Raw genomic sequence first — 19,544 nt, 5'->3', positions numbered from 1 at the left:
TTTAATTCTGTGAAATTATTCCAGAAGGCTCCGCCTAAAAATCTGGGCGACTATGGAATATATTGAATAATATTAACAGGTAATTATATGAAAATATAATCTTTATATTTGTACGAAATCTAGGTAACTAAATTTTAAATATAGAAGGAGTGAAATAAATGTCCCATCTAAATTCTAATTTTGGAATTGTTGCAGAGTATGGTAATAATGATGTGGTAATTTTTGATACTGATAATCTTACAGTCCTCCACACTATTGCTCTACCAGCTAATGATTATATTGATGTAGCAATTACACCAGACAACAGTAGAGCGGTTATAACTTCTTTTAACAATGCTACTCTCATACAATTAGATCTACTAAAAGAACCACCAGTAGTAATTGATACTGCATTAGATCCTCCTCCCTCTCTTCCATTTGAGGATATAGATATTACACCAGATGGTCGTTTTGCTTTGATTGCAGATGGTGGTAGTACTACTGCCGTGCGTTCATATAGCTTATTAAATAAAACTATATTAAGTAAGCTTTCTTCTGTTGCAAATGCTGTTGCTGTGTCACCAAATGGGAATGGCCTTGTTCTTGTTGTAGAAACAGGTGATTATAAAGTAAGAAGTTTTAATATTGATAATAATGGAATACTAACTGACACTGGTGTAGAAACAAATACAGGCGGCCTACGTCCTATAAATATAACCTTTTCACCTGATGGTAAATTTGCTTTTGTAGCTAACAGAATAAGTAATGATGTTGGAATACTTGATACTAAAATTCCAAGTAGTATTTCGCTATTAAATAATGTATCTACAAATAGTGAACCTGGAACAATAGTAGTTTCCTCTGATGGGAAAAAAGTATATGTACTAACTAGGAATACTGTAGACGTATTTGAGTTTACTTCTACGTTTCCATTTTTAACTCAAGTAAATTCATTTAATCATGGTACTAGTACCACAACTAAATACGGTGTAGATCTAATGGCATTAAACGCTACTGAAGACAAACTTTTCATATCTCACTATACAGATTTATCAGCATTTGATACAAATGGAACCTCATTAGGAACTGTTTCTGGAGTTCAACCTGGTGATGGTGGGGTTGCTATTAGAAAAACGTTATTTGCTTTAATTGATTCAATAAATTTCACTTCTGAAATTATAGATAGAGGTAATATTATACAATAAGTTTAGCTCACTTACACAATTAGTTATAAACAAAACCTTCTTCAAAATTTATTAAATTATAATAATTTTGAAGAAGGTTTTGTTTAATTATAGAAATGACTTAAATTAAATTATTTCCTAAAAAATATATTTTTAACCATATCTTTAACTTAAGTAATATATTTCTTAACCAAATTTGAACTAACCAATATTTTAACTAAAAAAACTATTAATAAAATATCTATGCACAGAATCATCTTCTGTTAGCTCTGGATGAAATGAAGTTACTAACATATTCTTTTCTTTTGCAGCAACTATATTCCCATTTACCTTTTTTATAATTTTAACTTTTTCTCCCACATCTTGTATATACGGTGCTCTTATAAATACTAAAGGTATATTTTTTTCAGATATTTCAGATATTTTTTCATCCACTACAAAGCTATCAAGTTGACTTCCATAAGCATTTCTTTTTACGTTTATATCCATTACATTTAAATGTGCTTCTTCCTGTCCATCAATACTCTTGGCTAACAATATCATTCCAGCACATGTACCCCAAACCGGCATACCTTCCTCTATTCTCTCTTTCAAAATAGCATCTAAATTAAACATTCTTAAAAGCTTCCCTATAGTTGTACTTTCTCCTCCTGGAAGTATAAGTCCATCTATCTCTTTTAATTGTTCTACATGCTTAACTCTTATTGGAATTACCCCATCAATACTGTTTAGCATATTTATATGCTCTATTACTGAGCCTTGCAAGTCTAGAACTCCAACCTTAATCAAGTTTACCATCCTCTCTTAGCAAACTCAGTATCCAATTTACTAATTTCTAAACTATCCATTGCTTCTCCTAAATTTTCTGAAACTTCAGCAATAACTTTAGGGTCATTGTAGTATGCTGTAGCTTGCACTATAGCTCTTGCTCTCTTTCTTGGATCTGAAGATTTAAATATTCCTGAACCTACAAATACACCATCACATCCTAATTGCATCATAAGAGCTGCATCGGCAGGTGTTGCAATGCCTCCAGCTGCAAAATTAACAACTGGTAACTTCCCATTTTCAGCTACATAACAAACTAAATCAAAAGGAGCTCCCATTTCCTTAGCTGCCGTCATAAGTTCTTCTTTTGGCATAAGTTGTAACTTTCTAATCTCTGAACTTACAGTTCTCATATGCCTTACAGCTTCAACTACATTTCCAGTACCAGCTTCCCCTTTTGTTCTTATCATAGATGCTCCTTCACCAATTCTTCTTAGAGCTTCTCCTAAGTTTCTAGCTCCACAAACAAAAGGAATTTTAAAATCTTTTTTATTTATATGAAATAAATCATCTGCTGGTGTTAAGACTTCACTTTCATCTATATAGTCAACACCTATTGATTCAAGGATTTGAGCTTCTACAAAATGTCCAATTCTAACTTTTGCCATTACAGGTATAGAAACTGCTTCAATGATTTCCTTTATCATCTTAGGATCAGACATTCTAGCAACTCCACCTTCTTTTCTAATATCAGATGGAACTCTTTCCAAAGCCATAACAGCTACTGCTCCTGCTTCTTCTGCTATCTTAGCTTCCTCTGCATTAACAACATCCATAATAACTCCGCCCTTAAACATTTGAGCTAAATTCTTATTTAATTCATATCTATTATTCATATTAATCCCTCCAAAGTAATTTAATTAAATTTATATGTATTGTGCGCACAAATTTAATATCCCCTTGGGTATATTAGTATTATTACATAATAGATTTTACAGGTCAATTGTATCGATACGCGCCTTACATATTCTTTGTTATACACATATTCTCCTTAAAAATCTCTTAATTTTAAGTATATTATATATATCATTTATTCAAAAAAATATATAATAATTAATTATTATGACTTTATTATGTTCTTTTTACTCTATTTTATAATCAATGGTTAGTAATTAATTATATGCATATTATGACAAATAAATTTATCATAATGACAACAAAATTAAGCATAATGACAATTATAATTGACAGACTAGAAAATTCAGCATATAATTCTATCATAAGGTAAGGAGGCGTATAACTTGGAACTGAAAAATAGAGTTAAAGAACTTAGAGCAAGGTATAATCTAAGTCAATCAGATTTAGGAAAATTGATTGGAGCCTCGAGACAAACTATAAGTCTCATAGAAAGAGGAGATTACTCACCGTCTATAGTATTAGCTCTAAAAATGGCTATAGTTTTTAAAGTTTGTGTAGAAGAAGTCTTTTATTTAGAGGGGGAAACAGACGATGAAGAAATATAAAAATTTTATAATAATGATGATATTTTCTATGTTACTTGGAGGTATTGTAGGCGGTTTAAGTGGAAAGAATCTTAATATAGAAATAAATTTTGGGAAAAATATTTATCTTTATTTATTTAGAGGATTCTTAGGAATAGAGATTATTTTATCAATTATAATAGTTTCTATAATTATATTTATAATAAAAAGATTTAGGAGTATAAATTTAGACAATATACCGAGTCCCATAGAAAAAATTATAGATATACTAATTCATCTTAGCACTACCTCTGTTATAATATCTCTCACTTTTATGTCCATTATGATAAATAGAACTTATAGTGATTATAAATCTGTCTATATTATTATTTCATTTTTAACCATGCTAACTACAAACACATTGCAAATATTATCTATTAGATGCTATAACAAATATCATCCAGATAGAAAACTTAATATGTTTGAAAATCATTCCAACAAAAAATATTTTGAAAGATTGGATGAAGGTGAAAAATGGATAGCTTATATTTCTAGTTATAAAAGTTTTAAAGGAATGCAATTGGTGTATTCAGCAATACTGGTTATTTTAATGATTTTTTCTGTAATTGCAACTGTACCAATAATACTCCCACTAGTTATAGCTCTTCTTTGGATAATCCAAATATCCATATACTGCATAGAAGCCTCAAAATATAATTAATAAATAAAATTTAAATTTTGAAAGGAAGGTGCCATATGATTGAAGTAAAAAACTTAACTAAAAAATTCAAAAACACCAATGCCGTAGATAACATAAGTTTCAACGTAAATGATGGTGAAATAGTCGGACTTCTTGGCGAAAATGGTGCAGGTAAAACCACTACTCTTAGAATGCTCGCTACTATGCTCAAGATTACTGATGGTCAAGCTAAAATAAACGGGTATGATGCAGCTAAAGAACCTTATAAAGTTAGAGGAGAGATAGGAATACTTTTTGGTGGCGAAGTAGGACTTTATGACAGACTTACAGCAAGGGAAAATATAATGTATTTTGCTGAGCTTAATGGAATGTCAAAAAAAGAAGCAGAAAAAAATATAGAAAATTTAGCAGAAAGTCTTGATATGAAAGATTACCTTGATAAAAGAGTTGGTAAATTTTCAAGAGGTATGAAACAAAAAGTTTCTATAGCAAGGTCTATAGTTCATAACCCTTCTGTTGTTTTATTTGATGAGCCTACTACTGGACTTGATGTTAGCGCAGCTAGAATTGTGCAAGACTTTATATTAAAATGTAAAAAAGAAAATAGAGCTGTTATTTTTTCAAGCCACACCATGTCTGAAGTAGAAAAGCTATGTGATAGAATCATAATCATACACAAAGGTAAACTTATAAAAGAAGGCTCTATTAGTGATTTAAAAAAAGAATATAATAATGAACTTGAAGAAATGTTTGTTCAATTAATTAACAATAAATAATTAAATAAAGAGGGTGATAACATGAAAAATAATATAGCTTTTATCGTTTTGAAAAAAGAACTTACTGATATATTTAGAGATAGGAAAACATTAATTATGAGTATATTACTTCCTATGATCCTTCTTCCAATAATATCATTTTTCATTGGTAAAGTAGGTAATGACAGTAAAACAAAAGTAGAAAACAATGTTAAAATAGCTATAGTTGATGAAGGAAATAGCCAATTTAAAAATTATATAAAAGCTCAAAAAAATATAAATATACTTGACTCTAAAAACATAGATCAAGATATAAAAGACGGTAAATTCTTTGTAGCGATATATATTCCTAAAAATTTTGATGAAAATATAAACAAAGAAACTAAAGAAAAACTAACAATAAAATATGATAATACTAGTACTGAAGCTACAATGGCCGTTTCTATTGTGAAATCCTACATAGATTCTTATTCAAAGACAATAGTAGGCCAAAGACTTGCTGAGAAAAATATGGATCCTTCCATATTAACCCCTATAGAAGTTATAGAATCTACAACTGAAAATAAAGATAGTGGTTTTGGTAAAGCTATGGCAGCTATGTTACTTCCACTTTTACTTATGATCTATAGTGCTACAAGTACTATTGGAGCTGCTGTAGACTTGGGTGCAGGTGAGAAAGAAAGAGGAACTCTAGAACCACTTCTTACAACAAAAGCAAATAGAATTTCCTTACTTGTAGGAAAATTCTTAGCTATAACTATTATGGGAATATTAATGTCTATTGCATCTTTAATTGGTGTAATAATAACAATGAATCAGGCGAACAGTATGTTTGGAACTATGGGAGATTTTAATTTAGGTATTGGAACTCTTGGTTTAATTATGATTTTACCTATTTTATATACAATGGTTTTCGGTGCTCTTCAGCTGGCAATAAGTATTTATGCTAGGTCTTTCAAAGAGGCTCAAACTTATTTGAGTCCTATGAGTATAATAGCTATGGTTTTACTTTATTCTGTTATGATGAAGGATCCAAAGAATATTGAAGGATTTTACTTCCACATCCCTCTTACAAATGGAGCATGCCTTATGAAAGAATTCCTAGTTGGAATACACAATTATACTCACATAGCAATTACATTTGGATGGATTGCTGTATATATTGTTGCTTCTATTCTATTTGCAAGGTATATGTTCTCTAAAGAAGAAGTTATCTTTAGAGCTTAAATAAATCTTTGTTAAAGAATAGTGTTGAAAATTAGCTACTACCTGTATAATTAGGTATAATGAGCTATTCTATACAAATGATTATAGAGATTTCATTATGCTAATAATTAAATAAATAGACAATCATAAGATATTGTGCCCCAAAATATAATGAGAGAAAGAATAAACAAAATTCTTGCTGATAATATTTGCAGTGTCAATTATTTTATCCATCTCTACTAATATTATTTAAAAATTAATGAAGGGACTTGGGGGTAAATGTTTGAACATGAATATATTATAAGAGTCATAAAAGCAGGTATCCAAACCGCAATGGCCATTTTTGCAGGAAAAGATGCTGTAAAAAGTGATATTGATATAGAGAATTATAATATAACACTTTCAGAAGACAAGTTGTTAGAGTTTATGATAAAAAAATATATAAGTGAAGGCAAAATTAACGAAGCGGAAAATATTTTATTTGAAACTATAGAATTTCGGAAAACTAAAAAAAATTTAGAAACTGCATTATTATTTTATGAAAAACTTAATAAGTGGGATGAGGCTAAACTTCTTAAATGTAACTTTTCAAAATCTGAAATTGAACAAGGACTAAAAGATGTACAAAAGTTATATAAAAAAAGATTAACTTAAAATTAAAATTTAAGTTAATCTTTTTTATTATGTGAGAAAAATAAATATTTATTGTAGTCTTTCTTTTAAGCAAAAAATTTAATAAAAAACTATTGACCTGTCCCTTACTGTCACCCTTATAGTTATATTAAGAGCTCTAATAAATCTTAATTATTAACAAGGAGGTTTACTATTTATGAATATTAAAAATGCATCAGAAAAAACTGGATTAACAAAAAAAGCAATTAAATATTATGAAAGTGAAGGATTAATCACGCCTTCAAAAAATAGTGAAAATAATTATAGAGAGTATACAGATGCGGATATTGTAAAACTTAATTTAATAGGAGCTTTAAGAGCGGTAGATATACCAATTTTCAACATAAAAGAAATTATAAACGGAAACAGTACTATACCCAAAATCATGAAAACTACATTACAAAAGATAGAAGAAAAAATAGAACATTTAGAAAAAAGTAAGCTTATAATAAACAGTATTATTGAAAACAGTTCTAAAGACTATGAATCCATTGGAGAGCAAATTAAAAGATTAAAAGAAACCTTAGGACTTTCTGTAGATGAAAAAAAAGAATATATATCTAATGCTTTACTGAGATTATTTCCCGGTAATTTTGGAGAAACATTTGTAACTACCTACTCTCCTTTTCTACAAGTTACCATCGATAATGATGAAAAGAGAAAAATTTGGCTAGAACTTGTGGAATTTTTGGATAACTTGGATGAAATAGATGAGAATCACCCTTTTGTTAAACAATTGAATGAAAGTGCCAAACTTCAAAATCAAAATACTGAGCCTTATAAAAATAAACATTTTCAAATGATTAAAAATTTATTAAATAACGATCCTACTACTAGAGAACAAATTAGAAATCAAATGATCTTCTTTGCAGAACAACTTCATGAAAATGATGTTTTTAGAAAATCTTTTAAAGATAATCTTTCTAAAAGTAAAGATTTGTTTAATTCCATTAATTTATATGATAATTATTTTGATGATTGCCTAGCTGTGTTAAGTGAAGATTATAAAAAATATCGAGAAATAAATGCTGAAATAAAAAAAGAAGCAGATCAAGAGATAAAAGAAAGATTTGGAGTAGATTTCAACGAACTTATGAAGGAACTTTGTTCTAATTAATAATAGTAACTATATAGTTTAGTAATCAATCCCCAAATAAAGAGTCATCAAAAACTTAGTGACTTTCTTAGTTACTATATAAATAATATAACTATTAAATATATTGATAATTCAAGTGAAATATAAAAAAACATCATTGGTACTATTAATAACCACAATAATATTGATGATGTTTTTATATAATTCATTTATTAGTTTACTTATCAATTAAGCTACTCTAACCATTTATATACTTTCCATTTTATTATTATACTGAGCTTACCTTGAGATAGTTCTACTGAAATTGTATGCCCCATTTGTTCAACTAACTCTTTTGTTATTGCTAATCCAAGACCAGTATTTTTACCACTTCTTGCACGATCAGCTGTAAAAAATCTTTCAAATAAATGCTTTGCATCTTCATCACTTAAATTTGGTGCATCATTTGTGAAAGTTGTAATAAGCCCTTCCTTTTTCTGCTTTAATGATATAGCTACAAAACCTTCTCCATACTTTAGCATGTTCTGTATTAGATTAGAAATTATTCTTCTTACTGCATTCTCATCTACAATAACTAGAGGTACTTTCTCATCAATATCAATATTAGGTTCTATTCCTCTATTTAAAAAATCATTATAAAATGAAACCATTGTCTCGCTCATTACATTATATAAATTTAATGGCCTTAATTCAAATTTATACTCATTTGCTTCTAATCTTGATAAATCATAAAAACTAGTTATTAATACTTTTAATGCTTTTGTCCTATTTTTTACTATATCTACATATTGTTTTTTTTCTTCTTGAGATAAATTGTCATCTTCCATAAGCTGCATATATCCCATTATGGATGTGAGAGGTGTACGTAAATCATGAGATATATTTGCAATAGCCTGCCTTAATTCCAAATCCATGCGCTTATGTTCAGCTTCATTTTTCTGTTTTTTTTCTAAAATTTTGTTTATTTGTAAAGCCAGTTTTCCTAATTGTCTTTTATTTGAACCTAGCAATATTTTTGAATTAGTTTTGTTATTATTAATTTCATTTAATTGACTAGTTATATTTTTAATTTCACTCTTCAATAAAAAATAGAGGGTAATAAATATGCCTAACATAATTAAAAGAAAAATAATAATTAAATGTTGCATAACTCCCTCCTTATTATTTAAATATTAGATTGTTTAACACTTATTCATACATAAAAAAATGAATCATTAAACAATCTTAATACAAGCTTGACTAAAATACTTATTTTTTGTAACTTATATTAGATATATTTTTAATTAAGGAAATTGCATAATTCCATAAGTACATAACTTCATACAAGTTTTATTGTTTACTGCTTTGAAAATTTCTCTTTTCAGGGTCAAAATATACTATAAATTGCAATGTAAGAGAACTTTTAAGACGCTACTCACAATAAAACTTGCATTACGTATTTGAAATTTTCAATTATACAATTTCTTCAATTAACTATTTCATATTTTCTTAAAACATATAGTTTTATTTTACTTCCATTTTTCTAACATATAACATAGTTAAAATTGTAAATACTATAATATATACAGCACCCACTAAACTTGCAAAAATTAATGTATCATTAGTTGCTGATTGTGGTGATATTTTATCAAATTGAGTTGTAATAAGAATATTACTAATATATTTAAATTTATCAGAAACTAACGTTGTAAGCAACTTAATAATATTTTTGGACATAGAAAATAACCCTATATACACAAATGTAAACGTCACATTACTTTTAAAGAAAAATGATATGAAAATTCCCATTGACACTGCAGCTGTCCATAAAATTATTGATACTAATAATTTTATCATAAAAGTGTTCAGTACATTTAATGAAAAATCTTGTCCAATTCCAAATATTATTACTGCACTTCCAAAAAACGTACTTAATATAACAATGACTGCTATAAGAGAAAGAATAATCGTTGAAATAATCTTTGATAAAACTAACTTATTTCTTGAGACACCAAAAGACACAATATTTTTTAAAGTTTCATTTTTTCGTTCTTCTGCTGTAACCATATCCATAATCGGTAAAACTAAGAACATTCCTGCACCTAATATTATTGTAAAAAATTCAAACATTCCTTTTAAATTCACATTCATTTTACCATTTAGTGAAATTATATTCATAACTATTCCTAAAGCAGATAATACCCCTATATACCCCCAATAATAAGCTCTATTAAAATTTCTGTAAAGTTCTGCTTTTATATAATTAAGCATGATGAGCACCTCCAATTAAATTCATAAAGTAATCTTCTAAATTTACACCAACTTGATTAATTGAAGATACCATAACCCCATTATCTACAAGTGTCTTGTTTATAATTCCAGGAATATCTATTTTCTCATATAATCTAATTTCATTGCCATTTAAAACCTCATACTCACTACATCCAAGTTCTTTTTCAATTATAGTAGTAGCTTTTTCTATGTTATCTACTCTTATTGATATACAACGTTTGCATTTTTCTTCTAATTTTTTTGCAGATATTTGTTCTATAAATTTACCATTATTAATAAACCCGTAAGTAGTTGCAAGTTGCGAAAGTTCTCCTAATATATGACTTGATATAATTATTGTAATATTTTTTTCTTTGTTCATCTTTGATAATAGTTCTCTAAACTCCACAATTCCAGCAGGATCAAGTCCATTAATTGGTTCATCTAAAATAAGAAAGTCTGGACTTGCCATTAAAGCAAGTGCTAATCCTAAACGTTGCTTCATTCCAAGAGAAAAGTTTTTAAACTTTTTAGTTCCAACATCTTCAAGGCCCACAAACTGAAGAACTTCATCAACACATTTTTTTTCTGCAATCCCTCTTTGTATTCTATAATACTCAAGGTTTTTCTTGGCAGATAAGTATGGGAAAAAACTTGGTGTTTCTATCATGCAACCTGTCCTCATTCTTGATTTCTCAAGTCCCTTTTGTGAGATTTCATTAAACATTTCAATTTCACCACTTGATGGAATTGCAAGCCCACTTATCATTCTAAGCAATGTTGTCTTACCTGCACCATTTTTACCAACAAGTCCATATATTTCTCCTTGCTTTATTTCTATATTAACATTGTTTACAGCTAAATGATTACGGTATTTTTGGGTCAATTTTTTGGTTCTAAGCACTACTTCTGACATTTAATTTTTCCTCCTTATTTGTTGTATGCTTATATATTAAGTTAGAACCTATAAGATAACTTAAAAAAAAACTTAAGAAAGTCTTAAGTTTAATCACTCATTTTAAATCCAATTCCCCATACTGTATGAATATATTCTATATCAGGATCAATATTAGCTAATTTAGAGCGAAGATTACTCATATGAACATTTACCGTATTATCATCACCTAAAAATTCGTCGTGCCAAACATTCTCGAATAAATTAGCTTTTGTAAATACTTTATTAGGATGAGACATTAAGAGCTCTAATATACTAAACTCTCTAGCTGTAAGCGAAATTAATTCATCTTTAAGAATCACTTCTACTGTTTCGCGATTTAGAACTAGATTTTTATGTTTTAAAATATTTTGCTTCTCATTTCCATTTGAGAATACCATATAACGCCTCAGCTGTGCCTCAACTCTTGCTATAACTTCATTAATATCAAAAGGCTTTGATACAAAATCATCTGCTCCAATTCTTAAAACTTCTACTCTTATATCTTGCCCAGGTTTTGCAGAAATAACTATAATAGGCATTGTTTTTATCTTTCTTATATGTGAGATAAGCTCCTCTCCACTTATACCAGGTAACATTAAATCAAGTAACACTAACTGAAAATCATATTGTTCAATGCACATCTTTGCTTCCGAACCCGAATAAGCTCCCCTTACATTATATCCATGATTACTTAACATCTTACACAACAAATTATTTATATCTGCATCATCTTCTACAACTAATATATTTATATTATCATTCATCTTTAATCTCCTCTTTACTTAAACATCTTAGTAGTGAAATATCTAGTATTAAACATATATATTATAACATTGAGAATTCATTATATTTTAAGAATTTTAAATTTTATATATTAAAAAATAACTTTTAAATACCTTTATAAATAAAAAAATCACATAATTTCATAAGTACATAACATGTAAATTTCTCAAATATATTATCAAATGTATCATAAAAATCTCTAAAGCATATATATATTTAATACCACACTTTTAATTATATCCATACTATACTATAAAAATAAAATATTAGTTGGATAAAATTATTTTTTTAAAGGAGATTATTCTATGGAATTTAAAAGCAAATTTTTTTTAATCTTAATGATTTCAATTATATTTATGTTTGTAGGATGTGGTTCTGCTATAAAAAAGGATACAGTTACTACAGACAATAATACAGAATGTCTTACAAATAAGAATGACGCCTCCAATACAAATAAGGATTCTGAAAAAACTACTTCCAATAACACATTAAAACCTAAAAATGAAAAAAGTGATTCTAATGCAAATACCAGCATACAAGCTACTAAACCAACCACTTCATCCAAAACATCAAATTTAAATAACACTAAAACTAAAGTCTCGAAAAATAAATCAGATAACAAAACAACAAAATTAGTTGGTTTTATTGGTAAAGTATATGATAAAGACGGAAAAAAATATCTGACTTTTGATAATGTTAAATTTTTGACTGGAAAAGCTGCTATTGAAGCTGCTAAAAAGGATGGTGTAGCACAAAAAGATGAAAATGGTAAATATTTTGTATGGGATGATTATTATATAGTTAATTCAAAAAAACAATTTAAAACTTACAAAATTTCCGAGAATGCTACTTTTAATTTGTGTGTATATTTGTTGTACTCACAAGGTAACTATTCTAATGCATCAATTACTCAAAAAACAACTTATACTAAATTCAAATCATCAGCTAATAGTTCTTCTATTCTATGTTATATTACAATTAAAAATAATGAAATAATAAATGTAACCCAACAATATATCCCTTAAGTATAGGCCATTTTTTGATGAATTATCTATCTTATATAGATTCAAAAACAACATTCTTTTAAAATAAAGCCTAAATATAAAATTATACTGTCACCTAAAAAGATTGACCCCATGCATGATTTGGGGTTTTTTAACATTTTAATTTAATTAAATTAGCCATATTATTAATAATCTTTTTTCAGAGTATGCCAAATTAATAGTTCCTTAAAATTCCATTTATTCTTCTAATGATTGTAAACTTTGTAAACAAATTATAAACAATTGGTTAATTTTATCATAAATGGATGTAAATTTACAATAAATAAGCTACAATAAAATTAACTGCAAATAAAAGAAAGAGGGGTTTATTATGTCACAAATAACAATCGATACTATACAAAGAACAGTTTCTGAAAATAATAAAATACTAAGAAAAAATGGACAAGTACCTTGCATAATGTATGGAGAATTTTTAGAAAATTCTATACCTATTAAAATAAAATCTTCGGAATTAATAAAACTATTAAGAGATAATTCAAAAGGTTCAATTATAAAGTTAAGTGTTAATGATACAATTAAAAACTGTGTAGTAAAAAATGTACAAAAAGATAGTGTAACCGGAGAATTACTACATGTAGATTTTCAGTGTGTAAATGAAAATGAAATTATTAAAATGAAAATTCCTGTAAATTATAGTGGCCTTAATAACTTACAACTAAATAGATTAGTTTTAGATACTTTCCTATCAGAAATAGAAATGCAAGGAAATGTAGAAAAAATACCTGAATCTATAAAGATAGATGTCTCTCAAATGAATTTTGACGATAAAATATTTGCAAAAGATATAGAATTGCCAGAAGAAATTAAACTTATAACAGAACCTGACACACTTCTAGCTGTAGTTAACGGTTTTAACCAAGGAGAAGAAAACTAGAATAAAAGTGCATTGCGCTTTTATTCTTTTATTTTTATGCGATACCTAACCATTCTAATACTCATATCTCCTTTAAAGTTGAAGCAAAAAATGGCACGACCCTAGATAGCACTCTCTCCTAAAGGATAACGACTTCTAAGGAATACAAACCCCTTAGAAGTCGTTAATAACTTTCAGTCGTAGTAAAAACTCCATCTAAAACCCAAAATCCTGTTTATCTATATCTTGTTAACATCTCACTTATACTTGTAGCAGTATCTCCCTCACCTGTAGCACCAAATTTCCATTCCTCATTATGGCGATATAACTCTCCTACAAAAAGAGCTGTCTTGTTTGAGTAATCATCACTTAAATTATATCTAACTAATTCTTGATTATTAGAAAGATTAATAATTCTTATAAAAGCATTTTTTATCATTCCAAAATGCTGTTTTCGTTTTACACAGTCATAAATATTAACTACAAATACTAGCTTTGCTACATCTTTAGGAACTTTTAAAAGATCAACCATTATTTGTTCATCGTCTCCATCTCCGTCACCTGTAAGATTGTCTCCCATGTGACGAATACTTCCACTTTTATGTGTCAAATTTCCAAAATAAATTATATCACTTTTGTTCCTAATTTTATCACTTGAATCTAAAACAAATACAGAAGCATCACAATCTATATTTGGAGTACCACCTTTAAACAAACCTCCAAATAAGCCTTTGCCGCCTTGTTCTACTGGATCCCAGCCAAGACCTACCATTATTTTAGATAAACCAGCATTATCCTTTGTTAAGCTTATTTTCTGACCTTTTTGTAAATTAATAGCCATTAATTCGTCCCCCTAAATATGAGTATTAAACTTCTAATCCATAGTTTTTACAAAGAGACGCTAATCCACCTTGAAAACCACTTCCTACTGCACTAAATTTCCATTCTCCATTATTACGATATATTTCACAAAATACTAAAGCAGTTTCTATAGAGAAATCCTCAGTTAAATCATATCTTAAAACCTCTTCTCCTGTTTCTTTGTTAACCAATCTCGCAAAAGCATTTGTAACTTGTCCAAAGTTTTGGCTTCTAGTTTCTGCGTCATATATAGTTACTGATATTGCTATTTTTTCAATGTTTTCAGGAACCTTAGAAAAGTCTATGATTATTGCTTCATCATCTCCTTCTCCTTCTCCTGTTCTGTTATCTCCTGTATGTATTACTGACTTACTAGAATGTTCTAAATTATTGTAAAATATAAAATCCAAATCATTATTTACTTTCCCATTTGACCCAACTAAGAAAGCAGATGCATCTAAGTCAAAATCATATCCACCTGAATACTTGTTTGTGTCCCATCCTAGACCTATAATCGCTTCTTTTAATCCTGGAACTTCCTTTGTTAAATTAATTTTTTGTCCTTTTGATAAATTGATACCCATTTTTCTCCCCCCAATGATTTAAATAACAATTCTTTATTTATCCAATATTAATTCCAAAATTTCCACACAAAGCTCCTAGTCCACCTTGGAATCCACTTCCTATTGCGCTAAATTTCCATTCCCCATTATTACGATATAATTCGGCAACTACTAGCGCCGTCTCTATACTATAGTCTTCACTTAGATCATATCTTATTAATTCTTCATTATTTTCTTCATTAAAAATTCTTATAAAAGCATTTGAAACTTGACCGAAGTTTTGTCCTCTTGCTTCACCATCATGTATAGTTACAGTAAAGGCAATTTTTTGTACATTTTCAGGAACCCTATCTAGTTCTATACTTATTTGTTCGTCGTCTCCTTCACCTTCTCCGGTTCTGTTATCACCAAGATGAATTACTGAATCTGAAGGGTGTCTTAAATTATTATAAAAAACGAAGTCTGCATCAGATGTTACTTTTCCATCTGCTCCTCCTAAAAAAGCAGCTGCATCCAAATCAAAATCCTGTCCACCATCATATTTATTTGTATCCCATCCTAATCCTACAATTACCTTCTTTAATCCTGGATTTGTTTTTGTTAAATCCACTTTTTGACCTTTTGATAAACTAACTGCCATATAAATTCCCTTCTTTCTTTAAAATATTAAAATATATATTTAGGATTTTAGAAAACCCTATTTTACACTTTAAAACTTATTGTATTGTAATAATATTATATCCTTCAAATCTCCCAAAATCAAATATTGTTCCAAGAGCTATCACCACTTAAATTCACTACATTATTAACTATTTCCTCAGATGCATCTATGCCCATACTATTAGTTAATACTATGTGCTCTTTATTTATAATTTTGTCTTGTATCATTTTAAACAATTCTCCATGAGAAGCACACATAGAATAATCTGCATTAATTAATATAGGATAGTCTAAGAGGGAGTCTCCCGCTGATACCACCTTATCTATTCTTTCCTTTTGCTTTATATATAATACAGCATCCCATTTATTTACTGCAGAAGGTACTATATAAAGCTTTCTTCCCTGCAAAGAAACATTCCAATGATTTGCTTCAGCCCATTCTTTAAACTTATTTAATTCATCTAAGTTAATCTTATCCCTATCATTAAAATGAATACTAAAAAATAATTTGTCTCTTAAAATCATTTTATTTATCCATGAAACATCTTTGAAACTTTCTAAAAACCTCTTTTGAACAAACTTATAATGAATAACTCGCTCTATCTTTTTTTCGATAATATTTCTCCAATCTTTATCTATTTCTCCATTTTTTAAAATATTCCCCCCATTACTTACAACAGCATATTTAGGTTTTATACAATCTTTAATCATAAAAATTCTATTATACTGATCTATAGTTCTTGTAGTTACAGGAATGAACATTATCTTTTCTCTCATAGTTCCTAATTTATCTATTACTGTTCTTTTCATAAAGCTTAAATCTTTTCCATTGTATCTTTCGACTAAGACTATATCTTCACCAACGTGATCTATTAACTTTTTACTATAAATTAAGGTTCTATCTAAATCGGATGCAAAAATCATTGTATTTCCCCTTTTAATTTAATTTTTGTATGTTCTAATTACCTTGGAGAACCAAATACTTCTTAGTTTTATCTGTAGTTTAAAAACTTTCTTTGTACCTTTTTATACTACGCTTGTTCAGCTTTAGACTTTATAAGCCCACAACAAGAATAACTCATATTCTTGTACACTTCTACGGGTACTTTCTTCTCCTTAGCAAGAAGTAAGATATGCTTTAAATTAGGATTATTAATATCATCCACAAGTATCTTCCAAGGAACTCGCCTTAAAAGAACTCTAGTAGTCTCCCCTACTCCTGGCTTCACTAAATTTATGTCCTTTATATTATATTTTTTCTTTATTTCATTAACTTCTTTAATCCCCGAGTTATACACTCTTTTATCCATATAGTCTATATCTTCCTTATTAATATACATATTAGGAAAACATTTCACTATTTCATCTACGAAAAAGTTAGATACATCCTTATTTTCCCATTCTTTGTAATACTTAGCTCCATGAAACTCATGTTCACCTATTATATCATCTCTTAATACAGTTCTACTTACTAAGCCTGATACTGTTGAATTTAAACAAGCTGACGGAATAAGAAAATCTTCTCTTGTTCCATATAACTCTACACATTTTGCTGGATCTGCTAAAACTGCTAATCTATTATCTATACTTATTTGATACTTATTATAAAAATCTTTAACAGCCTTATCTAGCACATTATTTATTGCACCTTTACCTGTCCAACCATCTACAAATTGTATATCCTTAGCTTCATGTGAATTAAGTATATATTTAAGAGCATTCTCATCTATACCTTTTCCTCTTATTATCGATATACTATAATGATAAATCCTCTTTTTATATTTCATTTCTAAATACCTTTTTATTAAAATACCAACAGGGGTTCCGGCTCTAGCTAAAGATACAATAACAACATTTTCTCCTTTTTGTTTATATATGTTATCTGCAACAAGAGCTACTGCCTTTGCTACTTTTTCCTTTGTAGACTTCAAAGTTTCATAAAATACTTTCATATATTCTGCTTTTGGAAAATATTCTATTGGAAGCATTTCTGAATAATGTCCCCCATTTTGCATTACATATTCCCTTTCCTCATTGTCTTGTTCCTGTATAAGGTTAGATATATCTTTTAATAGAAATATAACATCTTTCTTAGAATAACTTCCCATTGAATCTGGTTGTTTTATATCTTTAAATTTCATCCCATACGCCCTTTCTTTAGATTTTATATTTATCCTAAATTGTATTTAAAAAATATAGCTTTTTATCTTACTGTTTTTCCTCTTAGTTCATATGCAAAAATAATTCATATGCAACATACCAACCTATTTTGTAAAATACACAAAGTTTAATTTCGTAACTCCCACATTATAAAACAAATCTATTAATTCTTTTTTGATTTCTTTATTTATATCTCTTTCCGTTACAAATAAAATTTCCTTATACATTCCTTGTCCAATGTTGTATATATAATTTGTAATATTTTTGTCAAAAGGATTTTTAAATTTAAATGCATGTTTTACAGCATAGTTATCTTCATTTCCCACATAGATTGGACTTCTAGTAGTAGATTGATATTTAGCTCCCTCTATAAAAGAAGCCATAACCATAGGAATATACATAAATTCTTCTGTACCTAACACAAGTATCTCTTTTTCAAAAGGTTTCATCTTATCTACTATGTCATATATGATTTTTTCTACATTTTCTAAATTTTCCCGGGACATTCCAAACCTACCACTAAACTTCAAATAACTGTATAGTTTCTTATCTCTATTAGATAAGCTTCTTGTAAATTCATGATAGTTATCCGTTGTAAAAAAATAATTTCTTACAAACATTGTATTCTCATTACACGTACTTTCTTTTTTATCTAACTTTAAAACTCCATCCTCATAAAATTCTTGGATAATATTCCTTGCTTGTTTATTTTCATCAAAATTACAATTTGCACCTATCTCTTGTATAGAAGGACTAAAACAGCTAGCTTGTCCCTTTAAAATAGATATAACTCTTATCTTTATATCTAACTCTCTTTCTATTTCATCATATTTTTTAATACAATCCTCTGTTCTCCAATCTAAAATAGAAGCTACTACATATTCCTTTATATGATATCTCTTATTTATAGCTCTAATAAGATTTAATGCTGTTTTTCCAGTAGTTATTTCATCATCTATTAAAACTATTCTTTCATATTTGGGTAAAAATTTACTTTCAAGAGGATAACAAAAGTGACTAGTTGCATGAGAGTGTTCCTCCTCAAAATCAAAAACAGAAATGCAATGTTCTAAATCGTCTCTAGTTGTATGTATATAATGCACATTGTTTCCTGTAAACTGTGCAAAAGTACTATTTCCTAATGCTGTAGCGGTCTCTGCAAATCCTATAAAAAGTGTTGCTTTCTTTGAGCATATCAAATTATCATCTGCAAAACCTAAAGCTTTATCTATTAAATCATCATTTTTCAGTGCATCTGCTACTATATTATAATTCTTAATTTGAATTTCTCTTGTTTTATCACCTATAATAAACCCCAAAAGCCTTCCTGTTAGAATGCCTTTTTTAGGATTTATAGGTATATGTTTTCCTAAAAGCTTACTTACAAAAAGAAAAGCTCTTTTAGGATTTCTTCTTGCCGCCATCAAAAACAAATCTTCTAGTTTAAAATCGAATTTATTTTCTACAAGTTGTATATCAACATCAATTTTATCCAGAATATTTAAAGTTCTTTTCATCTTGTCCTCCCTTAAAATAAAACTCTGTTTTAGAAATAAAAATTCTAATAAGTTA

Annotated in this window: 21 protein-coding genes; 9 read left to right on the top strand and 12 right to left on the bottom strand. The window is 28.2% G+C overall.

Annotation, left to right across the window (positions count from 1 at the left end):
* Positions 1-158: 158 nt before the first annotated feature.
* Complete coding sequence (locus tag OW729_RS17575; RefSeq protein WP_268062857.1) at positions 159-1,184, top strand: beta-propeller fold lactonase family protein; 1,026 nt, start codon at positions 159-161, stop codon at positions 1,182-1,184.
* Positions 1,185-1,376: 192 nt separating this feature from the next.
* Here OW729_RS17575 and pdxT read toward each other — a convergent pair whose 3' ends face one another.
* Both pdxT and pdxS read right to left on the bottom strand, forming a co-directional pair.
* Positions 1,377-1,952, bottom strand: a complete 576-nt coding sequence (gene pdxT, locus OW729_RS17570; protein ID WP_268062856.1) for a pyridoxal 5'-phosphate synthase glutaminase subunit PdxT — start codon at positions 1,950-1,952, stop codon at positions 1,377-1,379.
* A gap of 2 nt (positions 1,953-1,954) precedes the next feature.
* Positions 1,955-2,827, bottom strand: coding sequence for a pyridoxal 5'-phosphate synthase lyase subunit PdxS (gene pdxS / locus OW729_RS17565; RefSeq protein WP_268062855.1), 873 nt, complete (start codon positions 2,825-2,827; stop codon positions 1,955-1,957).
* A 405-nt stretch (positions 2,828-3,232) separates the two neighbouring features.
* On the opposite strand from pdxS, the gene OW729_RS17560 reads away from it, so the two are divergent.
* From OW729_RS17560 to OW729_RS17535, 6 genes are all read left to right on the top strand, one after another.
* The gene (locus OW729_RS17560) at positions 3,233-3,454 is read left to right on the top strand and encodes a helix-turn-helix transcriptional regulator (RefSeq protein WP_268062854.1); all 222 of its coding nucleotides are present in this window, start codon (positions 3,233-3,235) and stop codon (positions 3,452-3,454) included.
* A complete protein-coding gene (locus OW729_RS17555; RefSeq protein WP_268062853.1) occupies positions 3,441-4,133 on the top strand; it encodes a DUF3169 family protein in 693 nt (230 codons plus the stop codon). The genes OW729_RS17560 and OW729_RS17555 overlap by 14 nt, the downstream gene beginning before the upstream one ends.
* A 35-nt stretch (positions 4,134-4,168) precedes the next feature.
* Positions 4,169-4,888, top strand: a complete 720-nt coding sequence (locus tag OW729_RS17550) for an ABC transporter ATP-binding protein (RefSeq protein ID WP_268062852.1) — start codon at positions 4,169-4,171, stop codon at positions 4,886-4,888.
* 21 nt (positions 4,889-4,909) lie between these two features.
* Positions 4,910-6,094 (top strand): ABC transporter permease, encoded by a 1,185-nt coding sequence (locus OW729_RS17545; RefSeq protein WP_268062851.1) that lies wholly within the window; start codon positions 4,910-4,912, stop codon positions 6,092-6,094.
* 258 nt (positions 6,095-6,352) lie between these two features.
* The gene (locus tag OW729_RS17540) at positions 6,353-6,727 is read left to right on the top strand and encodes a DUF6483 family protein (protein ID WP_268062850.1); all 375 of its coding nucleotides are present in this window, start codon (positions 6,353-6,355) and stop codon (positions 6,725-6,727) included.
* Between the two features lie 175 nt (positions 6,728-6,902).
* Complete coding sequence (locus OW729_RS17535; RefSeq protein WP_268062849.1) at positions 6,903-7,862, top strand: MerR family transcriptional regulator; 960 nt, start codon at positions 6,903-6,905, stop codon at positions 7,860-7,862.
* A gap of 212 nt (positions 7,863-8,074) precedes the next feature.
* Here OW729_RS17535 and OW729_RS17530 read toward each other — a convergent pair whose 3' ends face one another.
* The 4 genes from OW729_RS17530 to OW729_RS17515 all read right to left on the bottom strand — a co-directional run bounded on the left by OW729_RS17530 (position 8,075) and on the right by OW729_RS17515 (position 11,792).
* Positions 8,075-8,989: a sensor histidine kinase gene (locus tag OW729_RS17530; protein ID WP_268062848.1), complete on the bottom strand. Its 915-nt coding sequence runs from the start codon at positions 8,987-8,989 to the stop codon at positions 8,075-8,077.
* A gap of 355 nt (positions 8,990-9,344) precedes the next feature.
* Positions 9,345-10,091, bottom strand: coding sequence for an ABC transporter permease (locus OW729_RS17525; protein WP_268062847.1), 747 nt, complete (start codon positions 10,089-10,091; stop codon positions 9,345-9,347).
* A complete protein-coding gene (locus OW729_RS17520) occupies positions 10,084-11,007 on the bottom strand; it encodes an ATP-binding cassette domain-containing protein (protein WP_268062846.1) in 924 nt (307 codons plus the stop codon). Before OW729_RS17520 ends, OW729_RS17525 begins: the two co-directional genes overlap by 8 nt.
* Before the next feature lie 89 nt (positions 11,008-11,096).
* Entirely contained in the window at positions 11,097-11,792 is a 696-nt protein-coding gene (locus OW729_RS17515) for a response regulator transcription factor (RefSeq protein WP_268062845.1), read from the bottom strand.
* Between the two features lie 324 nt (positions 11,793-12,116).
* On the opposite strand from OW729_RS17515, the gene OW729_RS17510 reads away from it, so the two are divergent.
* Together OW729_RS17510 and OW729_RS17505 are read left to right on the top strand one after the other, a co-directional pair.
* A complete protein-coding gene (locus OW729_RS17510; protein ID WP_268062844.1) occupies positions 12,117-12,836 on the top strand; it encodes a hypothetical protein in 720 nt (239 codons plus the stop codon).
* 349 nt (positions 12,837-13,185) lie between these two features.
* On the top strand, positions 13,186-13,749 hold the full coding sequence (locus OW729_RS17505) for a 50S ribosomal protein L25 (protein WP_268062843.1): 564 nt from the start codon (positions 13,186-13,188) through the stop codon (positions 13,747-13,749).
* Between the two features lie 214 nt (positions 13,750-13,963).
* Here OW729_RS17505 and OW729_RS17500 read toward each other — a convergent pair whose 3' ends face one another.
* From OW729_RS17500 to OW729_RS17475, 6 genes are all read right to left on the bottom strand, one after another.
* Complete coding sequence (locus OW729_RS17500; RefSeq protein ID WP_268062842.1) at positions 13,964-14,569, bottom strand: TerD family protein; 606 nt, start codon at positions 14,567-14,569, stop codon at positions 13,964-13,966.
* Between the two features lie 25 nt (positions 14,570-14,594).
* Positions 14,595-15,173 carry a TerD family protein gene (locus tag OW729_RS17495; protein ID WP_268062841.1) on the bottom strand — a complete coding sequence of 193 codons (579 nt, stop codon included), beginning with the start codon at positions 15,171-15,173 and terminating at the stop codon, positions 14,595-14,597.
* A 37-nt stretch (positions 15,174-15,210) separates the two neighbouring features.
* A complete protein-coding gene (locus tag OW729_RS17490; protein WP_268062840.1) occupies positions 15,211-15,792 on the bottom strand; it encodes a TerD family protein in 582 nt (193 codons plus the stop codon).
* A gap of 119 nt (positions 15,793-15,911) precedes the next feature.
* Entirely contained in the window at positions 15,912-16,736 is an 825-nt protein-coding gene (locus OW729_RS17485) for an HAD family hydrolase (RefSeq protein ID WP_268062839.1), read from the bottom strand.
* A gap of 107 nt (positions 16,737-16,843) precedes the next feature.
* Entirely contained in the window at positions 16,844-17,953 is a 1,110-nt protein-coding gene (locus OW729_RS17480) for a cysteine protease StiP family protein (protein ID WP_268062838.1), read from the bottom strand.
* Positions 17,954-18,076: 123 nt separating this feature from the next.
* On the bottom strand, positions 18,077-19,489 hold the full coding sequence (locus OW729_RS17475) for a phosphoribosyltransferase family protein (RefSeq protein ID WP_268062837.1): 1,413 nt from the start codon (positions 19,487-19,489) through the stop codon (positions 18,077-18,079).
* Positions 19,490-19,544: the final 55 nt, after the last annotated feature.

Source organism: Clostridium brassicae (genome assembly GCF_026738875.1).
GTDB classification, from domain to species: Bacteria; Bacillota; Clostridia; order Clostridiales; family Clostridiaceae; genus Clostridium_H; species Clostridium_H brassicae.
Note: the sequence above shows the minus strand (reverse complement) of the source record. Positions and strands in the feature narration are given on the sequence as shown.